The organism is Pedobacter gandavensis (genome assembly GCF_032678745.1).
GTDB classification, from domain to species: Bacteria; Bacteroidota; Bacteroidia; order Sphingobacteriales; family Sphingobacteriaceae; genus Pedobacter; species Pedobacter gandavensis_C.
Genome location: NZ_JAVTST010000007.1, coordinates 230,686 through 250,730, shown reverse-complemented (window position 1 = coordinate 250,730; position 20,045 = coordinate 230,686). Strand labels below are relative to the sequence as shown.

The following is a 20,045-nucleotide window of genomic DNA, read 5'->3' as shown; positions in this document are numbered from 1 at the left end:
ACCCTCTCTACGATAAGTAGGGAGGGTTTTTGCTTTTACAGCATTTTTATTTTCAACTCAATTGGAATCTTCGGGCTGAGTAATCGAAAGCTTAATTAAATGTAATCGGTAGCGAGAGCGTAATCGCAACTAATTTGCCGTTTTGCTTGCCAGGTTCCCATTTAGGCATTTTCTTTATCAGGTTAATCGCCTCCTGATTATATTCTGGACTTAAGCCACTGATGATAATTGGGTTTACTGCGTTGCCTTCTTGATCTATTTGGAAACGGACAATAACCCGACCTCTGATGTTTGAAACCCCATTTGGATGTTTAATATGCTTTAAAATAAATTCATTCAAAGCATTTTTACCTCCTGGAAACTTTGGTGATCGCTGAATTACCCGGAATTCTGTTACAAGTTTCCCATTCTCCATTTTAATTATTGGGATAAGTTCCCACTCATTGGTAATTTCTCCTTGCTCATTGTATTGGCAAACCTGGGTCTCTTTGTTGTCTTCATAGCTGGCATCCATTTGTTTTTTCCCAGTTCTATACCAATATTTAAACGCTCCATTTTTTATGTCCGGCTCCAAAGATGAAAAAAAACCTTCCATCTGAAGGGAGCCAGTTTCATAGTAATCTTTGACTTTGTAATTGTCCGTACTTAGTTTTTCAACGACCCTGGAATAATGTCTTGCATTCAGTTGCTGAGTTTTTTCCCATTTATTATTATACCAGATCGTATCTGGTTTTTGTGCGAGTGCTTTTTGTGCCAGAAAGAGTGTTAAAAGAGTAATGATCAGCTTCATATTTACAAATCTAGTATAAAGAAGTAATTAATATTTTAACAAAGCAGCCATATCAATGCAAAAAGAAAAGGGGATAGCCAGGAAGATTTGGGAAAGAAGATACTGATGGCTGGTTTCTGGCATAATTAGAATTGCAATTTTTTAATTTTCTATAGCATTTCAGGATTTAACAAGTCGAATTCATTATACATATATTCCTGAATATGTTTGTAATTGATTGATTATCAGTTTTGTTTGTTGTCCATATGTTTGTGTTTTCTTTGGATGGGCACTTGTTCCATATTTTGAATCTGTAATGATAATTTAGGAAAATAATAGTGTTGTAGATTTCCGACTGGGCTTGGTGATTTAATAGTATAACCTTTTCAACAATTATTGAATGTGTAAATATTATATTGGGATAACCTTTAAGAAATGACAACTATACAATTTTGCGGTATAAACACACCTAAATTAAACACGATAAACAAATGAAACCTTTTTTTTTAAGAATGCTGATTCTAGCATTATTCCCATTTTATTCAATAGCACAGAAGTCGCCACGTGTACTTATTATCGGTCTGGATGGTTTTAGTACGGAAGGTTTTAAGACGGCAAAACATCCAAATTTGGATAAGATGATTGCCGATGGGGTACTCTCTTTAACGACAAGACCAGTGATGCCTTCTATTACTCTACCCAACTGGACTAGCCATATGACTGGTTCCGGACCGGAAGAACATGGGGTAACGAGCAATGGATGGACTAAAGAGAAACATATTCTAACTCCTTTGGAGACTGATAAGGATGGTTATTATCCTTCGATCTTCAAAGTCTTAAAAGAGCAAAAACCAGCAACAAAAATTGCCTATTACTACAATTGGAAAGAACTCATTTATCCGATTAACAAATCTTATCTGGATGAAGTGTCTTTTCAGGAGAAGGACCAGTATAAAGACAATTATAATAAAGCGTATGATTTCCTGTTGCAGCATAAAAAAGATCCTGCTCTTGTATTTTTATATAGTGTGCATACGGATCATGCAGGTCATGGCTATGGCTGGATGTCACCTGAATACATCAGCTCAATTGAAGCAGCAGATGTTGAAATAGGTATTTTGCTGGAGAAATTAAAGACTGCTGGGTTGTACAAGGACTTACATTTTATGCTCATCACAGACCATGGAGGTATAGGTAAAGGTCATGGCGGTACGACGATGAATGAGATGCAGGTACCTTGGGCAATTACAGGACCTAAGATCAAAAAAATGGGCTTGATTACCGAGTTCAATAGCAATAAGAATACCTCACTAGTACTGGCAAGAATTTTTGGTATCGGCAAGATTCCAGATTCCTGGACGGGAAGCCTGCCTAAAACGATCTTTAAGTAATATCTGAATATCTAAACACACAAATAAAGCTTGTAATTGAGCAAATAAAACTCCCCTAATACCTCCTTTTTAACAGCCAATGTTTATTGGTATGCTATGTAGTACTAAACAGAGATCGCTGAATTGCAATCTCTGTTTTTTTATGTCCTTTAGACTTCTCTCCTTATTTTCTTATTCTTTTTTGTTAGGGCTAAATAGCAGCTGAAAATCAGGGTCAACCATGTTCATAAGAACATCGATGTCTATGGAAATGGCACCGTTTGTAATTAGGTAAAATGGCCAGATTTCGATGATTTGCTTGATGTTATTTTATGGGTTTTCGCCAGGCATTTTATTAATTGCAACTCTTTGCTGTAGGGTTGTGGAAATTAAGATATAAATCTTCAGTTTGCCCTGTCCATCTTTTAGATGCTTTAGCGTTACTATCGCCTAAAGCTATTATACATAAATAGTTTGCTTTTACCTTAGTTGGTTGATAATCAGTTGATTGTTTTGTCCATATGTTTGTATTTCTTTTGGATAGGGGACAATGTTTTATTTTAAATCGGTAATGATAATTTAGGAAAAGAATAGTGCAGAGGATTTCTAAAGTGTGTCGATTTATTAATATAATAAAGCCAAATTAAAGCCTATGTAGAAAACTATACGAGCCTTTTATACCTGAATCATTTAGGTAAATGAAGTCAATTCATAATTGATCCCGCCTTTTTGTTTATTCTTCTCCAACCTCCTTCATTGATCATTATTTAATAAATAAAATTATAATGTTTAAAATTTCAACAAGCGTTTATTCCGCCTTGTTCATGTCTGTTTTTGGGCTAAATTCTTTGTATGCTAAACGTGTTTCGCCTACAAAAAGTATGATTAATTGCTTTGCTCAGCAACAAGATACGACAAAAGCTAAACGAGATACCGTTAAAACGGTAAAGACAGATACCATTGGGCAAATGGTGTATGCATTACAGAAGTTTAAGAATGTACGTGATACACTTCCGCTTCGCTCGATAAGCCCGGTACCAAATTTATCATTGCAACAAATGCTAAAAGGGAATTTAGCTGGGGTATTTGTTCAGGAACCTAATGGCGAACCTGGAACAGAACAGAGTATGATTTTGCGGGGACCATCCGGAGTGCTGTTTACTAAGCGTGATATTTATGCCTTACAACCTGCAGTCTATTTAAATGGTGTTCCATTAGCACAGGATAATCCCTTTGCATTTGATGTTCAGAAGTACGATTATAATCGAATCGGTCCAGCAACAAATTTATTGGCTCAGATTAATATAGATAACATCCAATCTATATCCATAATCAAAGATCCATTTGAACTGACTAAGCTAGGCCCGAATGCAGCCAATGGTGCCATCTATATTACCACCAAAAATGCAAAAGCTGGTGTTAGAGACATTAGCTTAAACACTTATTTTGGATTTGTTAGTCCGCCTAAGGTTAATGCAGTGAATGGGCTTTATGAAAATAATTTTAGAAAGCCATTTTATCAAAAGTATGGCACTGCCGAAAATTATGAGAGTTATGCCTCCTATTTAAGCGATTCTACGAATACTTCTTACTATGGTGCTTCAAATTGGAATGATAAGTTTTATCAAACGGCGCCAATTTATTCTGCAGATCTGGGTATTACTGGGGGCAGTGAGCGGGCAAATTTCAGGTTTTTTGGTTCAGGGACTAAAAATGCAGGCAATGCCGATAACACCAGCCTGGATAAATACAATTTATTCTTCGGAATCAACATGGCGCCTTTCAAATGGCTGACCGTTTCGAGTGTAGTTAATGCGGCACGTTTAGATCGGACAAGAAATAAAAGTTTAAGAGACAGGTTTGCTGAAGCAAGATATATCCCGGATTTGTCTAGCCCATTATCGCCAAATGCGGAAGTTTATAATGGCTATCTGGAAGAAATCGCTAAAGCGGTTGACAATAACCGCAGTACCATCTTGAATGGGAGCTTAACCTTAAGCAGCAAAATTAATAAAGCAACCATTGCTTCAAGTTTAATCTTCGATTACAATGAAGGTAGCCGGGATTACTTTACACCCTCCACCCTAATGGACGGCGTGAGTTATCTGTCCAACTATTTTGGTTATACCCAGCGTATTGGAATGAATAACTATATAGCTTATAGTTTTGAGCTCAATAAAGATCACAAACTAGCGGTAGAGGCCGGATTGAATTTCCAGGACGATACCTATAAATACAATTATGCCAGAGGTTATAATGGCCCTAATGATTTTGTGAAAATCAATCTGGTCAGCGGTAATTCACTTGCGACGGATTACCTGCATGCAAAAGATTTTCTGGTTTTTAGGTACATAGATAAAGCAGTGAGTAACCTGTTCTCTTTTTATGGCAGTGCGAAATATAATTACAAAAACCTGCTGTCCTTAAATGCAATCTTGAGAAGAGATGGTTCTTCCAATGGACAGCCAGACAGCAGGTGGGTAACGACGCCGGCTTTTAGTGCAAATTTCAATCTTAAAGAACAATTTTTTAAAAACTCAGCTATTTTTAACGGCCTTAATTTAAGCGGTGGCTGGGGTAGAACGATCAGGGTATTTTTGGATGATAAATTTGCGGCGGGTCCGCAGTACCGTTCCGAAAATGGCTGGTTTGAAGAGCCGACTATACCAGGTTATAACGGACGATTGGGGATAAACAGACCTTATGGAAGTGGCTTCGTTGGTTATGGAATTAAGATGCCTTTTGTGGATAGAACGGACCTGACCCTGGATGCCTCTTTCTTAAATCAACGTTTAAATACGGCAATTACCGTCTATAATAGAAATGATAAAAATCAGCTTTTAGGTATTCCTGTGCCATTTGAAACAGGATATACTCAAAAGTATGAGTCTGGGATGGAGATCAACAATAAGGGAATAGAGCTTTTGTTGAATGGCAATGTCACCGGAAATACCTCATCATTGATCTGGAATACCAGCATTAACCTGAATTACAATGTGAATCAGCTGAAAGCTTTGCCTGGTGGTTTAAATGAAATTGTGATTGGAGAAAATAAACTGGTAGTTGGCAAGCCAGTTGGGAGTTTTTGGTTGTATACCAATGATGGGATCTACAATAGCGACGCTGAAGTGCCGGCTGGAAGAACATTTAATGGGATTCCATTGAAAGCTGGAGATCCTAAATGGGTAGATTACAATGCGGATAATCGAATTGACAACAAGGATAAAGTTTTAAATGGCGACCGACTTCCAAAGTTTACAGGAGGTTGGAACAACACGATCAGCTATAAAAACTTTGACCTAAACTTTAACTTCATTTTTGCCTTAGGCCAAAAAGCAATCAACCAGTACGAAGCGAGCCGCTATGGTTTTATCAATCGGGAAAGTAACAACGACATCAATTCGGTTAAAGAGGTTTCGTCCTGGCAAATATTTGATAAGGCGAAAACCTATCCGCTTTATAACCCTTTCAGTGATGTAGATGCTTACCGTGCAGATCAGGATTTATTTCTGGAAAATGCGGCTTATGCGAAATTAAGATCAGTAACCCTGGGTTATGATTTTGCAAAATCTTCCATTTTTAAGAAGGGAACTGCGGGTTTCAAACGTGCTTATTTATATGCAACTGCAATGAATCTGCTGACCATCACCAATTTTTCTGGTGTGGACCCTGAACTCATCAACTTTAACGGCTATTACGATGGCGCCAATCTGGCGATTCCTACCACGATTGTACTCGGGCTTAAATTGGATTTATAAAGAACAATTACTGAATTAAATACTCGACATAATGAATAGTTATTATAAAATTTCGATTGGAGTTTTAATCTGCTTGACTGGGTTGATCAATTTCTCCTGTAAAAAGATTGAGGATGTAAAGTCGACGAGATTGGCTACAGATGAAACCAATTGGAAAACATTGGAAGATGCCAGGGCGAACTTATTCTCTGTTTATGGTTTGCTACGTTCGGCAACCGTTGCTGACAATGGGTATTGGTTGATGGGTGATTTGAGAAAAGGAGATTTTACAGTCACCAACCGGGCTGATATGAAAGCAATTGTTAGAGGTCAGCTCAATGCTTCCTATCCTGTCATCAACAGGATGACCAATTGGCGCAGCTTTTATGCGGTTATTAATGCTGCAAGTCTATTTATCGAGCGCTCCGGTGAAATCCGTCAGCTGGAACAGCGTTATACCGAACAGAACCACAAAGTTGATATTGCACAGGCAAAAATGCTGCGTGCCTTCGCCTATTTCTATATGTGCAGAATCTGGGGTGATGTACCACTTTTAACTTCCTCACATGATGGTGAATTTATAAAAGTAGGTAGAACTTCACAGCAAAAGGTATTGGCTTTTGCGACCAAGGAGTTATTGGAAGCTGCGCAGGTACTGCCTTTTATCTATGGTGGATCTGATCCTATCCTTCCTGGTTCATATTATGCCGGGGGCTGGGATACCTGGCATGGGAGTCTTTGGACAAGGATGTCTGCCTATGTAATTCTGGCACATATTGCAGCCTGGGAAGGTAACTATCTGGACGCTGCTGATTATTCCAAATTCGTGCTGGACAATGTCTCCAAGCAAGTTGGGAAAGGGACCGAGGATCTTGCTTTCCTCAGCATGAGCGGGCTGACAGAGAATTCGGACAGCAGCCCCTTTGCCGGCAAAAGAGCGACTGCTATAGTGGGTTTCCCTTTTGATTATGTAAATGGTTTATCTACGGCAAATGGTCATATCGAACAGCTGACGTTGGCCGCACCTTTTATTCCTAAAGTACAGCCGGAAATGTTTGTTTCCAGGGACAGCATTCTAAAAATATTTACCTGGCCTACCGATTTGCGCTATAGTATTGATGGGGCCTCAGGCAAATACAGAGCTAATTATTTCTATGACACTGAGTCAGAGCGACCGATTTTCAAGAAAATAAAAGTGATCAATCCAGCAAGTGCAGAAGGAAAACTGACCTATTATAATTCTACTATGGTTTTTAGTCGTCTGGAAGAAATCACTTTGCTCCGTGCGGAAGCGCTGGCAGTTCTGGGTCAGAAGGATCAGGCTCTAATTGAACTAAATAGAGCTACTGCCCTGAGGGGGATCATCTTTACTACTGCAAATACGCCGGATGTGATCAAAGCTATTTTCGAGGAACGCAGAAGGGAATTGATGGGGGAAGGCTGGAGATGGTATGACCTGGTGAGACTGAATAGAATTAAAAATAGCAATGCAGTATTCATAGAAAAGAATGGTCAGAAACTGAGTTTTAAACAGTTTGAGGCTGCCGGTGGTGTATACTGGCCTGTTTCTGAAGAGGTCATCACGGCCAATTCATTGATTACACAAAATCCATATTGGTAATAATTATATGATCAAAAATGACATGAAAAATATAGTATATAAAATAGTAATAGCTGGTTTTTTTGGATTGATGTGCGTGTACTTCAGTTCCTGTAAGAAAGAACAATCTGTTTACCATGAATACGTCAATACTGTTCAGGATTTTGAGGGTTCGGCAATGGATTATCTTAAAGCCCAGCCTAAAGGAACATTTGATTCTTTGCTGCTGGTCTTAGAAAGATGTCCGGCTCTGGCAGACTCTTTATCCTCTCAGCAGGTCAGTCTATTTGCACCTGTTAATAAGAATTTTCAGGCCTCCGTTAAGTACCTCAATCTGATCCGGGCGGCTGAGGGGAAAGCACCTGTTTATCTTTCGAATGCCGATCCGATCGCACTTTTATACATGATGAGTAAATACATCATCAGAGGGAATAACAACACTGATTTTTATGCAAGTTCTGTTGATGGACTGCAATTAAACTCGATCCTGAGTAATTACCCAATGCATGTTAAATATGTAAAATTAAGTTCTGCAGGTTATGTAGGAGGAGGGCCAAGTGTTTTGAATTTCAGCGATACTCATGGTTCCAGTTTTATCAGTGCCTGGACTACGACCCTTACCAATGCGGTAAATATCAAAACGAACAATGCAACGATAAATATCCTGTCGCCACTGCACAATTTCGGTTTCAATGATTTCAGTTACCTATTAGATCAATAAGCGATGATGAGCAATAATAAATATACTTTGAAACTATTCTTATCCCTTCTTTTTGGGATGGTAATGTTTTCATCCTGTAAAAAGAATTTGCCTGATGAAAGGTTATCAATTGCAAACGATTCAAAATACACGCAATTTTTGTATCAACCTGTGCTGGGAAGAAATACGTTGTTTTCCAATGTTTTCCAGTACGGCAGCTCCAGCAGACCGTTGGATTTTAAGATTGTAAATATGCGGACATATACAAATGAGGCTGCTCCTGAACTGACCGATAAGTATCCTGTTCTGGTATGGAAGAAGATCTATGACGGTAAGGAGAAATCTTTGGCAGAGATAGAAGATAAACGCGTCATTGAGAATCATCCGCTATTTGAAATCAGACCGCATTCAGGTGATTTTATGATGTGGGCTCCTGCAAATTCAAATATGATTAAGGCTCAGCCAGACTCAGGCTATGTTTTTGATGTGGAAATGTCCAATTCTGGAGGAAGAAAATATTTTCAAAATCTTCGGTTGAAGCCTTTTAAAGAACGGAGTTACGAGCCTTCTAATTTAGATCCCATAACCGGGCAGGGTACCTCAATTTCAGTAAATCCATCTGCTGTCAATATTACAGGAGAACGCGGACAGCCATTAAGTAGTAGGGATGTACGGGTGCTTTTTAAGAAAAATGGCAATGGAAACAGCCTGACTTTTAAGTTTATTGATTCTTTATCGAATCCCATTAATCCGGATAAGTTCGCTACCACAGACTGGGCGAATCTGGTACATGGTTTTAATATGGTAAAGAATCAGTCGCAGGTCAGGTATGATGTGGCCTATCCAATTCCTTGTACCTCGTATCCCACTAAGTATACCTCATCTTCAGGAGAACAGGCCCGTATCGTTTTTCGCTTTGAAAGGCTGGGCTTTGGTGGGATTCTGCAAAAACACACGCTGACCTTCAATTTTAACATTTATGAAAAAGGCGATTGGGAGATGACTTTCTGGTTTAGCGGGGACAAGCCAAAATTCGGGAATGACTAATGAAAGCAAACAGATTTAAACAAAACATATTTCCAATGAAGTATTTTTACACTATAGTTATGCTGTTGATTTTTGGTCATCAAAATAACTCATTTGCACAGCAACGCCTTGTGGTTACTGGCGTCATTTACGATGGAAGCACCAGGCTAAAACAGACCCTGCCAGGTGTGACAATTGTTAGTGATGATAAAGTCATAGGTACAACGGATACTGATGGTAAATTCAAAGTTACTGTAAGCGGGAATGCCAGCTTGACCTTTAGAATTATAGGTTATAAATCGCAGACTTTAAAGGTAAATAATAAGCCAGTTATTAATGTGATCCTGCAAGAGGACAATACTGCTTTGAATGAAGTCAAGATTACCGCGGGCTATCAAACAAAAAGCCGGACTTTAAATACCGGATCGGCAGTCATGATTTCCGGAAAAGACATTCAAGGTCAGCCTGCCGGCGATGTAATTTCTCTTTTGCAGGGTAAAGTTGCGGGTTTGAATATCCAGAATAGTACTGGTGCGCCGGGCTTTAGAGGTTCCGTGACCATTCGAGGAATTTCGAATATCAATGTAAGCGGTTCCGGTAACTCAAGTTTCCTGACACCTACTTCGCCATTATATGTTATTGATGGGGTTCCAGTAGATGACAATTCAGACTTTTCTTATGGATTCCAAACTTCGGGTCCGGGCACCTCTCCGGCCTCTCAAATACCTCCGGAGGATATAGAGAATATTACGGTTCTCAAAGATGCTGCGGCTACTTCATTGTATGGTTCACGCGGTGCTTACGGGGTTATTTTAATTACCACAAAGCGTGGTAATTCGAAAGTTCCCGTGGTGCGTTACAGCGGATCTACATTTATGTCTACAGTCCCGCAATTGCGTTCGGTCATCGGTGGTAAATATGAACGTCTGCTCAGGATCGATCAGATTCTGAGGAATGATACTTCTGCGAATCATGCTTTTGAACTGATTAATGATACGCCATTTTTATCCGATAGCTTAAATGTATATTATAATAACTCCACAGATTGGCAGTCCTATTTTTACAGACCAACCTTTAACCAGAACCATAGCTTAAATGTTTCAGGCGGCGATTTGAGCTTTAACTATAAAGTTGCTGCGGGTGTGTATGACGAAAAAGGGATTCAGGAAAATACTGGTTATTCCCGTTATAACCTGAATATGAACATGTCTTTTAATCCCAGCCGTAAATTTAAGCTGGAAGGACAGTTGAATAATTCTATTCAGAAACAACGTACCGGAAGTGGGAATGGACTGCAGAATGCCGGCGTGGCCAGCAGCAGCAAAACCTCTTCTTTATTGCCTGCTCCATCCTTGTATTCGAGTGTGAATAGTGTTTTGGCAGCCATGAGGACGGAGAATGACAATAAAGTTTTGATTACTACGGCGACTGTCAATGCGGAGTATGAATTCTTTAAGAATTTTAAAGCGGGTTCTTATTTAAGTTATAATGGGCAATCGAGTACCAAGGATAATTTCTCTCCAGCAGCATTAAATGCCAATCAGTCTGAATATTATACCTATAACGATCGGGCAACTACACTTTATAACCGTAACCAGCTGACTTATGTTTATTCCATAAATGACGCGCATAATTTTAATGCATTTGCATTTTCTGAGCTAAGGTCTTCCTTCTTTAAATCGGATGCCATACTGAACGATAGGGGTGTAAATGATCAGCTAAGAGGTCCTTTAACCAACGTTCGAGATGGCTCCCGCCTTTCTTATGGCGGTACGTTGAGGTACACAGATCTGAGATCCGTTGCATTTGCAGGGGCTTTCTCCTACAATTACAAACAAAAATATGTGATCGATTTAAATTACCGGATTGACGGACTTTCCACGAACGGTCCAAATGCAGGTTACAAGAAAAATCCGGCAATTTCTGCTAAATGGAATTTTAATAAAGAAGCGTTTTTGGAAAATTTATCCTGGCTTGAGTATGGTGATATCCGATTGAGTTACGGTTCAAATATTCAGCCGAATGGTAATATCTATCAGGCTTATGGAAAGTATATTGGAGGCGCAAATTACAACAATAGTGGATCTATATTACCTGACTTAAGTATTCTTCCAAATCTTAGTCTGGAGCCTACTAAGGCAACCACTTATAATGCAGGTTTTGATATCGGTTTATCAGGAGGTAAGTTCTCATTGGCTTTTGATACCTACTACAAGCAAAATGATCACATTTATCAGGAGAAGGCAATATCTACTTCAAATTCGTATACCACTATCGCTTCAACAGAAATCAGCAATGTTAATTATGGATGGGAATTTCAGGCCACTGCCCGGCCATTGAGTGTTAATAGTCCATTTAAGCTGGCCTTAACCGGAACTTTAGCGATCAACAGGGAAGTGCTGGCTGCATTGCCAGATGGTTTAAGAGAGAAAATTTATACAGATGCTGCTTTGGGACAAGATATATACTATCGCTTAGGGATCAATTCTTTGTCGAACTATTTGTACAATACCAAAGGAGTGTATAGCAGTAACAATCTGGTTCCCGTAGATCCTTTAACCGGTTTGCCTTATCGTATCGGTAACAATTCTGCCTTAAATTATTTCCGTTCCGGTGATCCTATTTTTACGGATCTGGATGGTAATTATGTGTTAAATGAGTTTGATAGGGTCATCGCTGGTAATTCACAGCCACAGATCACAGGGGGCTTTACGACTTTAGTTCAATGGAAAAGCTGGAGCCTAGAGGTGAATACTTCCTTCACCTTTGGACGCGATATTCTGAACAACAGTCTGGCATCTCAGCTGGCCGGATATAACACGCCAACTCAACTTTCTGCACTCGCACCATTGACACAATATAATGTATATGCCAATCCTGGTGATCAGGCGATTTATGGGAATGCTTTAGACTTTGTAAGGGCAGGTGTGATCAGTCCTTTTAGAACATCACAGACTTTATTTCAGGAGGACGGATCCTACATTAAACTGAATTCTATAAAGATGTATTACAATTTAAGTCAAACCTTTACCAGAAGGTTTGGGGTGAATAGATTAAGTATAAACGCAACTGCAGCCAACCTTGGCTTTATTACCCGTTACTCTGGGCCAAATCCAGAAAATGTAACGGCATTGGGTAGGGACGATTCCGGAGGATATCCGCTACCTAAACAGTTTGCATTAGGGTTAAACGTCGAGTTTTAATTTTTATTAAATCATCATATGAAAAGTATTAAATATTTCATCGCATTAACGGCCATCATTATGGTGTTTAGTGGCTGTAAAAAGTTTTTAAATGTGACCCCAGTTGATGCTTTGTCTGGTAACAATTTCTGGAAGACCAGAAAAGATGTAGAGGGCTTTACTAATGGCATTTATACGGTACTAAGAGATAAAGTGGGGAAAACAATCCTATTACCGGCTTTAGAAATTCGAGGAAACTATGTATTGACCTCAGGTTCTATTGATGCAAGCGGGAATAATGTAGTCAACAATCTGATAAATAATAATTTAAAGGCTATGATTAAATCTACCACCACTTACGATACCAGGATGAAGACGGTCATGAACTGGAAGCCTTGGTATGATATTATTTCTGCCAGTAACATCTTATTTGTGGAGATCGATCAGGTTCCCGCTTCAGAATTGTCGGATGTCGAAAAAAAGCGTTATAAAGCAGAAGCGGTATTTCTACGCAATTTAAGCTATATGTTCATTTGTAAGATCTTTGGTAATGCGATTTATTATACCGAAGCCTACAATAGCAAACCGCTTCCAAGACTAAGTCAGGTAGAGGTAATGAAAAACTGTATTGCCGATATGGCTGCAGTGAAGAACGACTTGCCTGTCGTATATCCTGACGCTGTATCTAAAGGTTTCAGACCGACAAGAGCAAGCGCGGCGGCCCTGTTAATGCACCTGAATATGTGGGCATCTGCCTGGGATGAGCCGAATAGAAATGGTTATTATACAGCGGTATTAAAATTGGCTGAGGAACTTTCTTCTTACACAAACTATCGCGTTTTACCGATTACCACGGAGAATACGATGCGGATTTTTAAAGGCCGCAGTGAGGAGAATTTATTCGGTGTGCTGCAGGATTTCAATTACGGGGAAACATTTGCGGGCTATGCCAATTACTCCTTTTTCTTCTCTTCTTATCCCTATCGTGGTGCATTGTCAAAGACTGCAAGTTTTATGTCTTATGAGAAAGAGTACATCAACAAGCTCTTTCCTGCGGGAACACGGGATGAAAGACTGTCCACCTGGTTTGATAATTACAACTCCGGGAATACTACTTTTCAATTTAAAAAGTTTGCAAACAGATATGCCACTGGTTTGGGTTCAGCACTTACGATTAATAATGATGACAGTGCGATCATATTCAGGTTACCGGATGCTTTACTATTAGCTGCAGAAGCTGCTGCGGAATTAAATGATGCGGCAACTGCACAGGGGTACTTAAATCAAATAAGAGCTGCTGCGGCTGCACCTTCAATTACTTCTACCGGTGCGACCTTGAGAAAGGATATTTATGAAGAAAGGTGCAGGGAACTGATCGGAGAAGGCCATTTCTTTTTTGACTTAGTACGTACAGGCAGGGCTACTGAAACAGAATTTTCTAAAGCATTGATCTCTGTTGGGAATTTTAACAGTGGGGCCTGGACCTGGCCATTGATTCTTCCAGTTTCAGAAGCTGCAGCGAATCCTCATTTAGTTGGCAATAATTTTTGGAATTAACTCATAAACAAATGCAAAATAAAACATTATTAATGGCATTGGGATCTATTTTAATCCTATTTGGCAGCTGCAAAAAATACTATTTTGATTCTGGTATACATGATTCGAAATATCAGGGTTCTACCATGGAATATTTGAAGTCAAAGTCCTCAGTTTTTGACAGCACAATTGTGATTATCAAACTGGCAGGATTAGAAGAGCTGCTTGACAAAGAAAATGTAACTTTCTTTGCACCTCCCAGCGGCTCTGTTTTTAAATCTATAAAAAGGTTAAATAATTCCTTAAGAAGTGTCGGGAAGGATACCGTTGCGACATTAGAACAGATTAAACCAGAGGTTTGGAGGAATACTTTATCGCAGTATATTTTTTCCGGATCGTTTTTATTGAAAGACTATCCGCAAAGAGATACGCTGGTTTATACGGCTTACCCTGGTCAGAATTACGCCTCTTATGGAGGGCGGATTATGAATGTTGGAACTTTATTTAATGATGCAGGCGGCGTACAATATGCAGGTTACCGCCAACTATTTTTGGCATATATCCCTGATTTATCAAATCCACAAACTGCTTTACAAAATAATCCTGTAGCCACATCAGATATTAAAACCAATAATGGTGTGCTACATGTGCTCACCAAAAGCAAGCATAATCTGGGATTTAACACGGATACTTTTATAGATCAGGTCATGTCTTCGGGGATTTTGCCTCTAAATAAATAATCAATTCACTATTCGTAATTAATTTCGGAATGTTAACAAACATAAAATATAAACCCTTAATTGCTTTGGTATTGCTCTGCACAATACTCACGGCCTCCTGTAAAAAGCAGCAGGGGATAGTAGATGACCCTTATGCGGGAGGGAAAAAAATAGCGCCTTTTGCATTTATTTCAAAAAACACTAATCCGGATATTGTGGTGGCCGGAACTGTTTTAAACCTTAAGGTGAGAGGTTTGGAGAGTTTAAAAGGCGACTTTAAGCTTTATGTAAATGAAGTCGAGGCCGAATTGAAGAACTATACAGATACAACTATCCAATTCTCCATTCCATTAACGGCAAGCACAGGGAGTGTTTGGATAACTTCAAAAGGAGAAAGCTTTTTTGGTCCAATTATTAAAGTTGGTGGAAAGGTGAGTGTGGATGCCAACTTTAAAATTATCAATGGTGCGGCGGCGCTTCCCGGTGAAGGAGCAGCAGCTGTTTTTGATATTGAAAAATTGCCTTCCGGCAGGTTTTGGCTTGGCGGCTCATTCAGCAATTTCGAACAAAAAGGGACCGCGGCCTTGCCTATTGGCGGAATTGTACAGATAGATGCAAATGGAGCTTACCTAACTACAGATATCAATTTCGGTAAAGCTGCCTTGGGGGCTGCCAAAACAATTTATTCTATCTCCCGAATTTCAGAAGGCAATCAGGCCGGTAAGTTTATTATCGCCGGTAGTTTTAATGGCTATAATATTAATAGGGCAAACCGTTTGACCTTAAATAATATCGCCAGATTGAATGCCAATGGCAGGTTGGATACGATAGTGACTAAAGAAATTATTAATCCTAAACCGCAGGAAATCAGTAAGAATGCGGATACCGTTCCAGCGTTTAATGCCGGTGTAGATGGCCCCGTTAGGAAAGCTTTTATTTTTGGAGAGCAAATCTATATCGTAGGGAATTTTCAAAACTTCGTAAGGGTATATTATCCGAATTCAACTTATGATGAAAAGGTGTACGATGTAACCAGGATGATGCAATTGGTACGGGTCAACGAGGACGGTTCCATGGATTCGACTTTTCATTATAATAAAGCGATTCGTCAGAGTGCGGCTGGGGCTAATGGCGTCATTTTGGACGCTGCAATGCAAACTGATGGCAAATTGATTCTGGCAGGTAGCTTTACTTCTTTCAATGGAGTAACCGTCAATAGAATTGTCCGGTTAAATCTGGATGGCTCAGTTGACCCATCCTTCAAATCAGGGGTTGGAGCAGATGGCGATATCCATTCCATCAGATACAATGCAAGCACTAATAAATTTACACTGAGTGGTAATTTTAGCAGGTTTAATGGTAAGCCATCTTCAGGCGTTGTCTTATTAAATGCAGATGGTTCTAATGTGGACAGCTTTATCGGTGAACAAATCAGCGGTGGTATGGCCACTTTTGCCGCGCAATTGAACAATGGGAAAATCATTGTTGCCGGTTCTTTTAACAGGTATGGCAATTACCTAAGACAAGGCTTTATGATTCTTGATACCAATGGAAAATTAGCAGTTGGCTATAACAATACTGGTGGTTTTCAGGGAAGGATTTATGATATGGTGGAAACAGTGGTTGGAAATGATTCTCAGGTGATTTTAGTAGGCGAGATCAACCGATTCAATTCCATGCTGCCTAAGAATGTATTGAGGTTAATTATTTCAAATTAAAAGACTCATGTATATAGTTATGAAAAAGATTTTGAGATTAAAATTCATTGTTTTAGTTGTAATCGTCCTGATTTCATCTTGCAATAAGGATTTTGAAAATACTTTGCCCAGTTCATTTAAAAATGATACTGCAGGTTTGGGGAATGGTTCCAGGAAGGTCTTGTACATCATTTTAGATGGTGTAAAAGGCAATGTGGTTAAAAGTTTAGCACCAGAAAATATTGCCAATATTACGGCGAATTCGACATACAGTTATGCCGGGTTAAGTGATAGCCAGTTAAACACTTTAACAAATGCTGCGGGCTGGACGAATATGGTGACTGGAGTCGACTATACGAAACATAAGGTGATATCAGAAGATTTTTCAGGATTTGATGATCAGGTTTCGCCGACCATATTTAACCGTTTAAAAGATCACACCAAAAAATATACGAGTGCTTCTTTTGGTGCTACTGCAGCTTTTAATGATCATTTGGCCAGTGATGCCTCAATAAAGGAAACTTTTGAGGGTGCAGACAATAAGGTTAAAGATGCGGTGCTGAAAAACCTATCAGAAAACAATACGGATTTGATTGTTGCGCAATTCCATGGCGCTGAAATAGCAGGCAAAGCAGCTGGTTATACGGAGGCGAATGCGGATTACACCTCGCAGATTAACATTTTGGACGGTTACGTTGGAGAAATGCTGATGGCTTTAAGAGATAGAAAGGATTATGCGAAAGAAAATTGGCTGGTCATTATTTCCTCTAATAAGGGCGGAGCTGCCAGTTCTGGAGGGTCAGTAGGCTCTAATCGCTATCTAGATGAATCCAGAAACACTTTTGTGGTTTTTTATAATCCAAAGTTCTCGGCCATTAGTATTGAAAAGCCTGATGTGGATAAATTCCCGTATCAGGGCACTGCCCCCAATTTTTTTGGAAACAGTGCAAATTTTGTGAATGCAAAATTGGGGAATACGACTACCGGTGAGTTTGGTGGAACCGGTGATTATACTTTAATGATGAAGATCAGGGTGGATCATTCAGCGGCAGATTTTGCACCTTTCATTGGAAAGATTCTCTCCTGGACGAGCAGCACAAATAAAGGCTGGGTACTTTATAGTTCTGGTAACAGCTGGGTAGCCCGTATCAATGGGGGCGGGAATTTTTCAAAGGCTAATGCGGTCATTAGAGATGGGGTCTGGCATAGCATCGCACTGCGAATATACAATAGCAATGGCAGGAAGATGAAAACTTATACGGATGGTATCGCTGGTGATGAGGGCTCAATTTCAGCGGATTTTTCCACGCCTACTGTTCCATTAACCATGGGCTATATTCCACATTCGGAAAATAAGTCGATCAATGTGCTGATCAAAGATGTGGCCATTTATAATGTAGCGATTCCAGAAGCAGAAATGATTCCATATATGCGCAAAACCGTAAGGTATCCTTCAGATATTTATTATAACAATCTGGTCGGCTATTGGCCCTGCAATGAGGAACAAGGGCCTGTAATGAGAGATAAGAGCGGTAAAAGCTCGGATTTTACTTTTGTAGGCACGCCTAACTGGAAGCCATTCAGCGATATTTCAACGAATATTTCTCCGGAGTTATCGGATGCTATTTATACGGTTGTGCCAAATGGTGTGGATATACCCTATGCGATATTCAATTGGATGAACGTGACTGTGCCAGATAACTGGAACCTGATGGGCAAACTTTATTTACCGGCTAAAACTTATCCAAACAACTAGATATGAAAAAGAATATATTTTTATCAATATGTGTGTGCGCATTATTGTTTTTTGGTCAGGGATGTAAAAAGTATGGTTACACGATTCCAGATGGGTATCCTGATGCCTCAGGAAATGTTGCTGAGGGAACAATCGATACCAATATGAAGCAGATCGATAAAACCATGTACGCCAAGGCAAAGGTCTTTCCTGGTCTTGTAGATCCTGCTGAACCTCGTGTTCAAAATGAAAGGTTTACACTTGACTTAAATTTTACCGATCAAACAGCTGGCAATTTGCGCATTACTGTAGCTCCAGAACCACAATTTAGTACCGGGTATTATGCAGCGCCAGGGGAGCTGATTAAAATTGAAGTTCCTGCAGGCATTGAAGGGTTGACAGTTCAGATCGGTGGTCATACAGACAATCTTTCCGGAAAGTCACCACTGTTAAGGGATCCGGTGATTTACAACCGTCAACGACTTTATGCAGGTGTAAATTATGTGCGTAATCTTTATGGTGGTACTATTTATTTTTTAGCCAATAAGGCCTATACTATGCCGGTAGAGTTTATCATCACCAATGCCTGCGTTTCTCCTGATTTTATAATGGGAAAAACAACAGATGCAGATTTTAAAGCTAGGGTGATTGCTTCTAAAGTACCTTGGTTAGAATTACGTTCAAAACGAGTGATTTTTTTAGTGCCGAGAGATAAGGTTTTGAATCGATTGTCATCGGCCACGGTGCCATTTTATCCAACATTGGCTATTTCAAAATGGAATGAAATATTTGATCTGGATTACAATGCCTGGATGGGTTTATCTGACAATGCAGCGGATGTTAAAGATCAAAGTCCTCAAGGAGCCTGGAGAGGAGCATTAGATATACAAATTACCAATGGGGGTGCGCATTCCGGATTTCCATTTATGGCACAAAACACCTATGGCTGGTTTGACAGTTTTGCCAGTGTGAAGGCATTGGATGTCACAAAAAGTGGGGGCTCCTGGGGTTCATTTCATGAATTTGGACACAATTGTCAGCAGCCTTCTGTTTGGAGCTGGAGTACTTTGGGTGAAACCACTAATAACCTTTTCTCTTTTAAATACGCGAATAGGCTGGCTGCTCCAAATTACGGGGTACTGCATCCTGCACTGCCAAAATTGTGGCCGGGAGCTTTAGCATGGGCCGCTACTTTGCTGCCTAAAAATTTTGATGGGACTGATGCCGCAATCAGCAATCCTTTTACCAGATTAGTGCCTTTTGTTCAGTTTTTCGAAACTTATGGTTATGAGGCGATGCCTTATCTGTATACACAGGCAAGGCATGCTGAGCGATTAAACGGGAGTGATATTGCTAAACATAACTTTGTTTACGAAAAATGGAGCGATTATAAAAAAATAGATTTTGCTCCATTTTTTGATGCCTGGGGCATTACTTTAAGTCGGGCTGTAAAAGATAAAGTCGCAGCGAAGTATCCTGAAATGACAGATAAAACCTGGGAATTTAATCCACTTAGCCGTACCGGTGGTAAAACGAAAATCACTTATCCCTACATTCAGACCATTTCAAATATTAATTTAACAGAGGGTTCCGGTAATAATCTGACAGATAATAATGCTACAACTTATTGGATTTCGCAAAAAACACCTGCGATATCCGCGAGTAATGCATTTCCGATTAATCTGGTGCTCAAAGCAGCAAGATTTCCGATTGCCATTAAAGGGATTACGCTTACGCAACAGCAAGGCAGTGCCAATTATGCCAAAGATATGGAGGTTTTGATCAGTAATGATGACAGCGAATACACTGCCGCTGGTGCTTTTACTTTGCCTGCAAATGCGACGAAATTCAATTATAATTTTCCTGCTGTAGCAAATGCAAGGTTTGTTAAACTGGTGATTAAAAATGCAGTGACCATGTCAACCACAAGTGCATTTACCTCGCTTTCAGAATTCAATATTATTAAGCCTTAAT

Annotated in this window: 12 protein-coding genes; 11 read left to right on the top strand and 1 reads right to left on the bottom strand. The window is 39.7% G+C overall.

What is annotated here, in order from left to right:
- Positions 1 to 91 precede the first annotated feature (91 nt).
- Entirely contained in the window at positions 92 to 790 is a 699-nt protein-coding gene (locus R2S10_RS20360; RefSeq protein WP_316842257.1) for an energy transducer TonB, read from the bottom strand.
- A 470-nt stretch (positions 791 to 1,260) separates the two neighbouring features.
- Between R2S10_RS20360 and R2S10_RS20355 the strand changes: the two genes are divergently transcribed.
- The 11 genes from R2S10_RS20355 to R2S10_RS20305 all read left to right on the top strand — a co-directional run bounded on the left by R2S10_RS20355 (position 1,261) and on the right by R2S10_RS20305 (position 20,044).
- Positions 1,261 to 2,160 carry an alkaline phosphatase family protein gene (locus R2S10_RS20355; protein WP_316842256.1) on the top strand — a complete coding sequence of 300 codons (900 nt, stop codon included), beginning with the start codon at positions 1,261 to 1,263 and terminating at the stop codon, positions 2,158 to 2,160.
- A gap of 860 nt (positions 2,161 to 3,020) precedes the next feature.
- Positions 3,021 to 5,897, top strand: a complete 2,877-nt coding sequence (locus tag R2S10_RS20350; protein WP_316842255.1) for a SusC/RagA family TonB-linked outer membrane protein — start codon at positions 3,021 to 3,023, stop codon at positions 5,895 to 5,897.
- A gap of 31 nt (positions 5,898 to 5,928) precedes the next feature.
- On the top strand, positions 5,929 to 7,497 hold the full coding sequence (locus R2S10_RS20345) for a RagB/SusD family nutrient uptake outer membrane protein (RefSeq protein WP_316842254.1): 1,569 nt from the start codon (positions 5,929 to 5,931) through the stop codon (positions 7,495 to 7,497).
- 22 nt (positions 7,498 to 7,519) lie between these two features.
- Complete coding sequence (locus R2S10_RS20340) at positions 7,520 to 8,197, top strand: hypothetical protein (RefSeq protein ID WP_316842253.1); 678 nt, start codon at positions 7,520 to 7,522, stop codon at positions 8,195 to 8,197.
- A gap of 3 nt (positions 8,198 to 8,200) precedes the next feature.
- Complete coding sequence (locus tag R2S10_RS20335; RefSeq protein ID WP_316842252.1) at positions 8,201 to 9,223, top strand: DUF5007 domain-containing protein; 1,023 nt, start codon at positions 8,201 to 8,203, stop codon at positions 9,221 to 9,223.
- Between the two features lie 35 nt (positions 9,224 to 9,258).
- Positions 9,259 to 12,405 carry a SusC/RagA family TonB-linked outer membrane protein gene (locus tag R2S10_RS20330; RefSeq protein WP_316842251.1) on the top strand — a complete coding sequence of 1,049 codons (3,147 nt, stop codon included), beginning with the start codon at positions 9,259 to 9,261 and terminating at the stop codon, positions 12,403 to 12,405.
- Between the two features lie 18 nt (positions 12,406 to 12,423).
- Complete coding sequence (locus R2S10_RS20325) at positions 12,424 to 13,941, top strand: RagB/SusD family nutrient uptake outer membrane protein (protein WP_316842250.1); 1,518 nt, start codon at positions 12,424 to 12,426, stop codon at positions 13,939 to 13,941.
- Positions 13,942 to 13,952: 11 nt separating this feature from the next.
- Positions 13,953 to 14,660 (top strand): fasciclin domain-containing protein, encoded by a 708-nt coding sequence (locus R2S10_RS20320; protein WP_316842249.1) that lies wholly within the window; start codon positions 13,953 to 13,955, stop codon positions 14,658 to 14,660.
- 29 nt (positions 14,661 to 14,689) lie between these two features.
- A complete protein-coding gene (locus tag R2S10_RS20315) occupies positions 14,690 to 16,357 on the top strand; it encodes a DUF5008 domain-containing protein (RefSeq protein ID WP_316842248.1) in 1,668 nt (555 codons plus the stop codon).
- Between the two features lie 19 nt (positions 16,358 to 16,376).
- Positions 16,377 to 18,092 carry a LamG-like jellyroll fold domain-containing protein gene (locus R2S10_RS20310; protein WP_316842247.1) on the top strand — a complete coding sequence of 572 codons (1,716 nt, stop codon included), beginning with the start codon at positions 16,377 to 16,379 and terminating at the stop codon, positions 18,090 to 18,092.
- Positions 18,093 to 18,094: 2 nt separating this feature from the next.
- A complete protein-coding gene (locus R2S10_RS20305) occupies positions 18,095 to 20,044 on the top strand; it encodes a M60 family metallopeptidase (protein ID WP_316842246.1) in 1,950 nt (649 codons plus the stop codon).
- Position 20,045 lies beyond the last annotated feature (1 nt).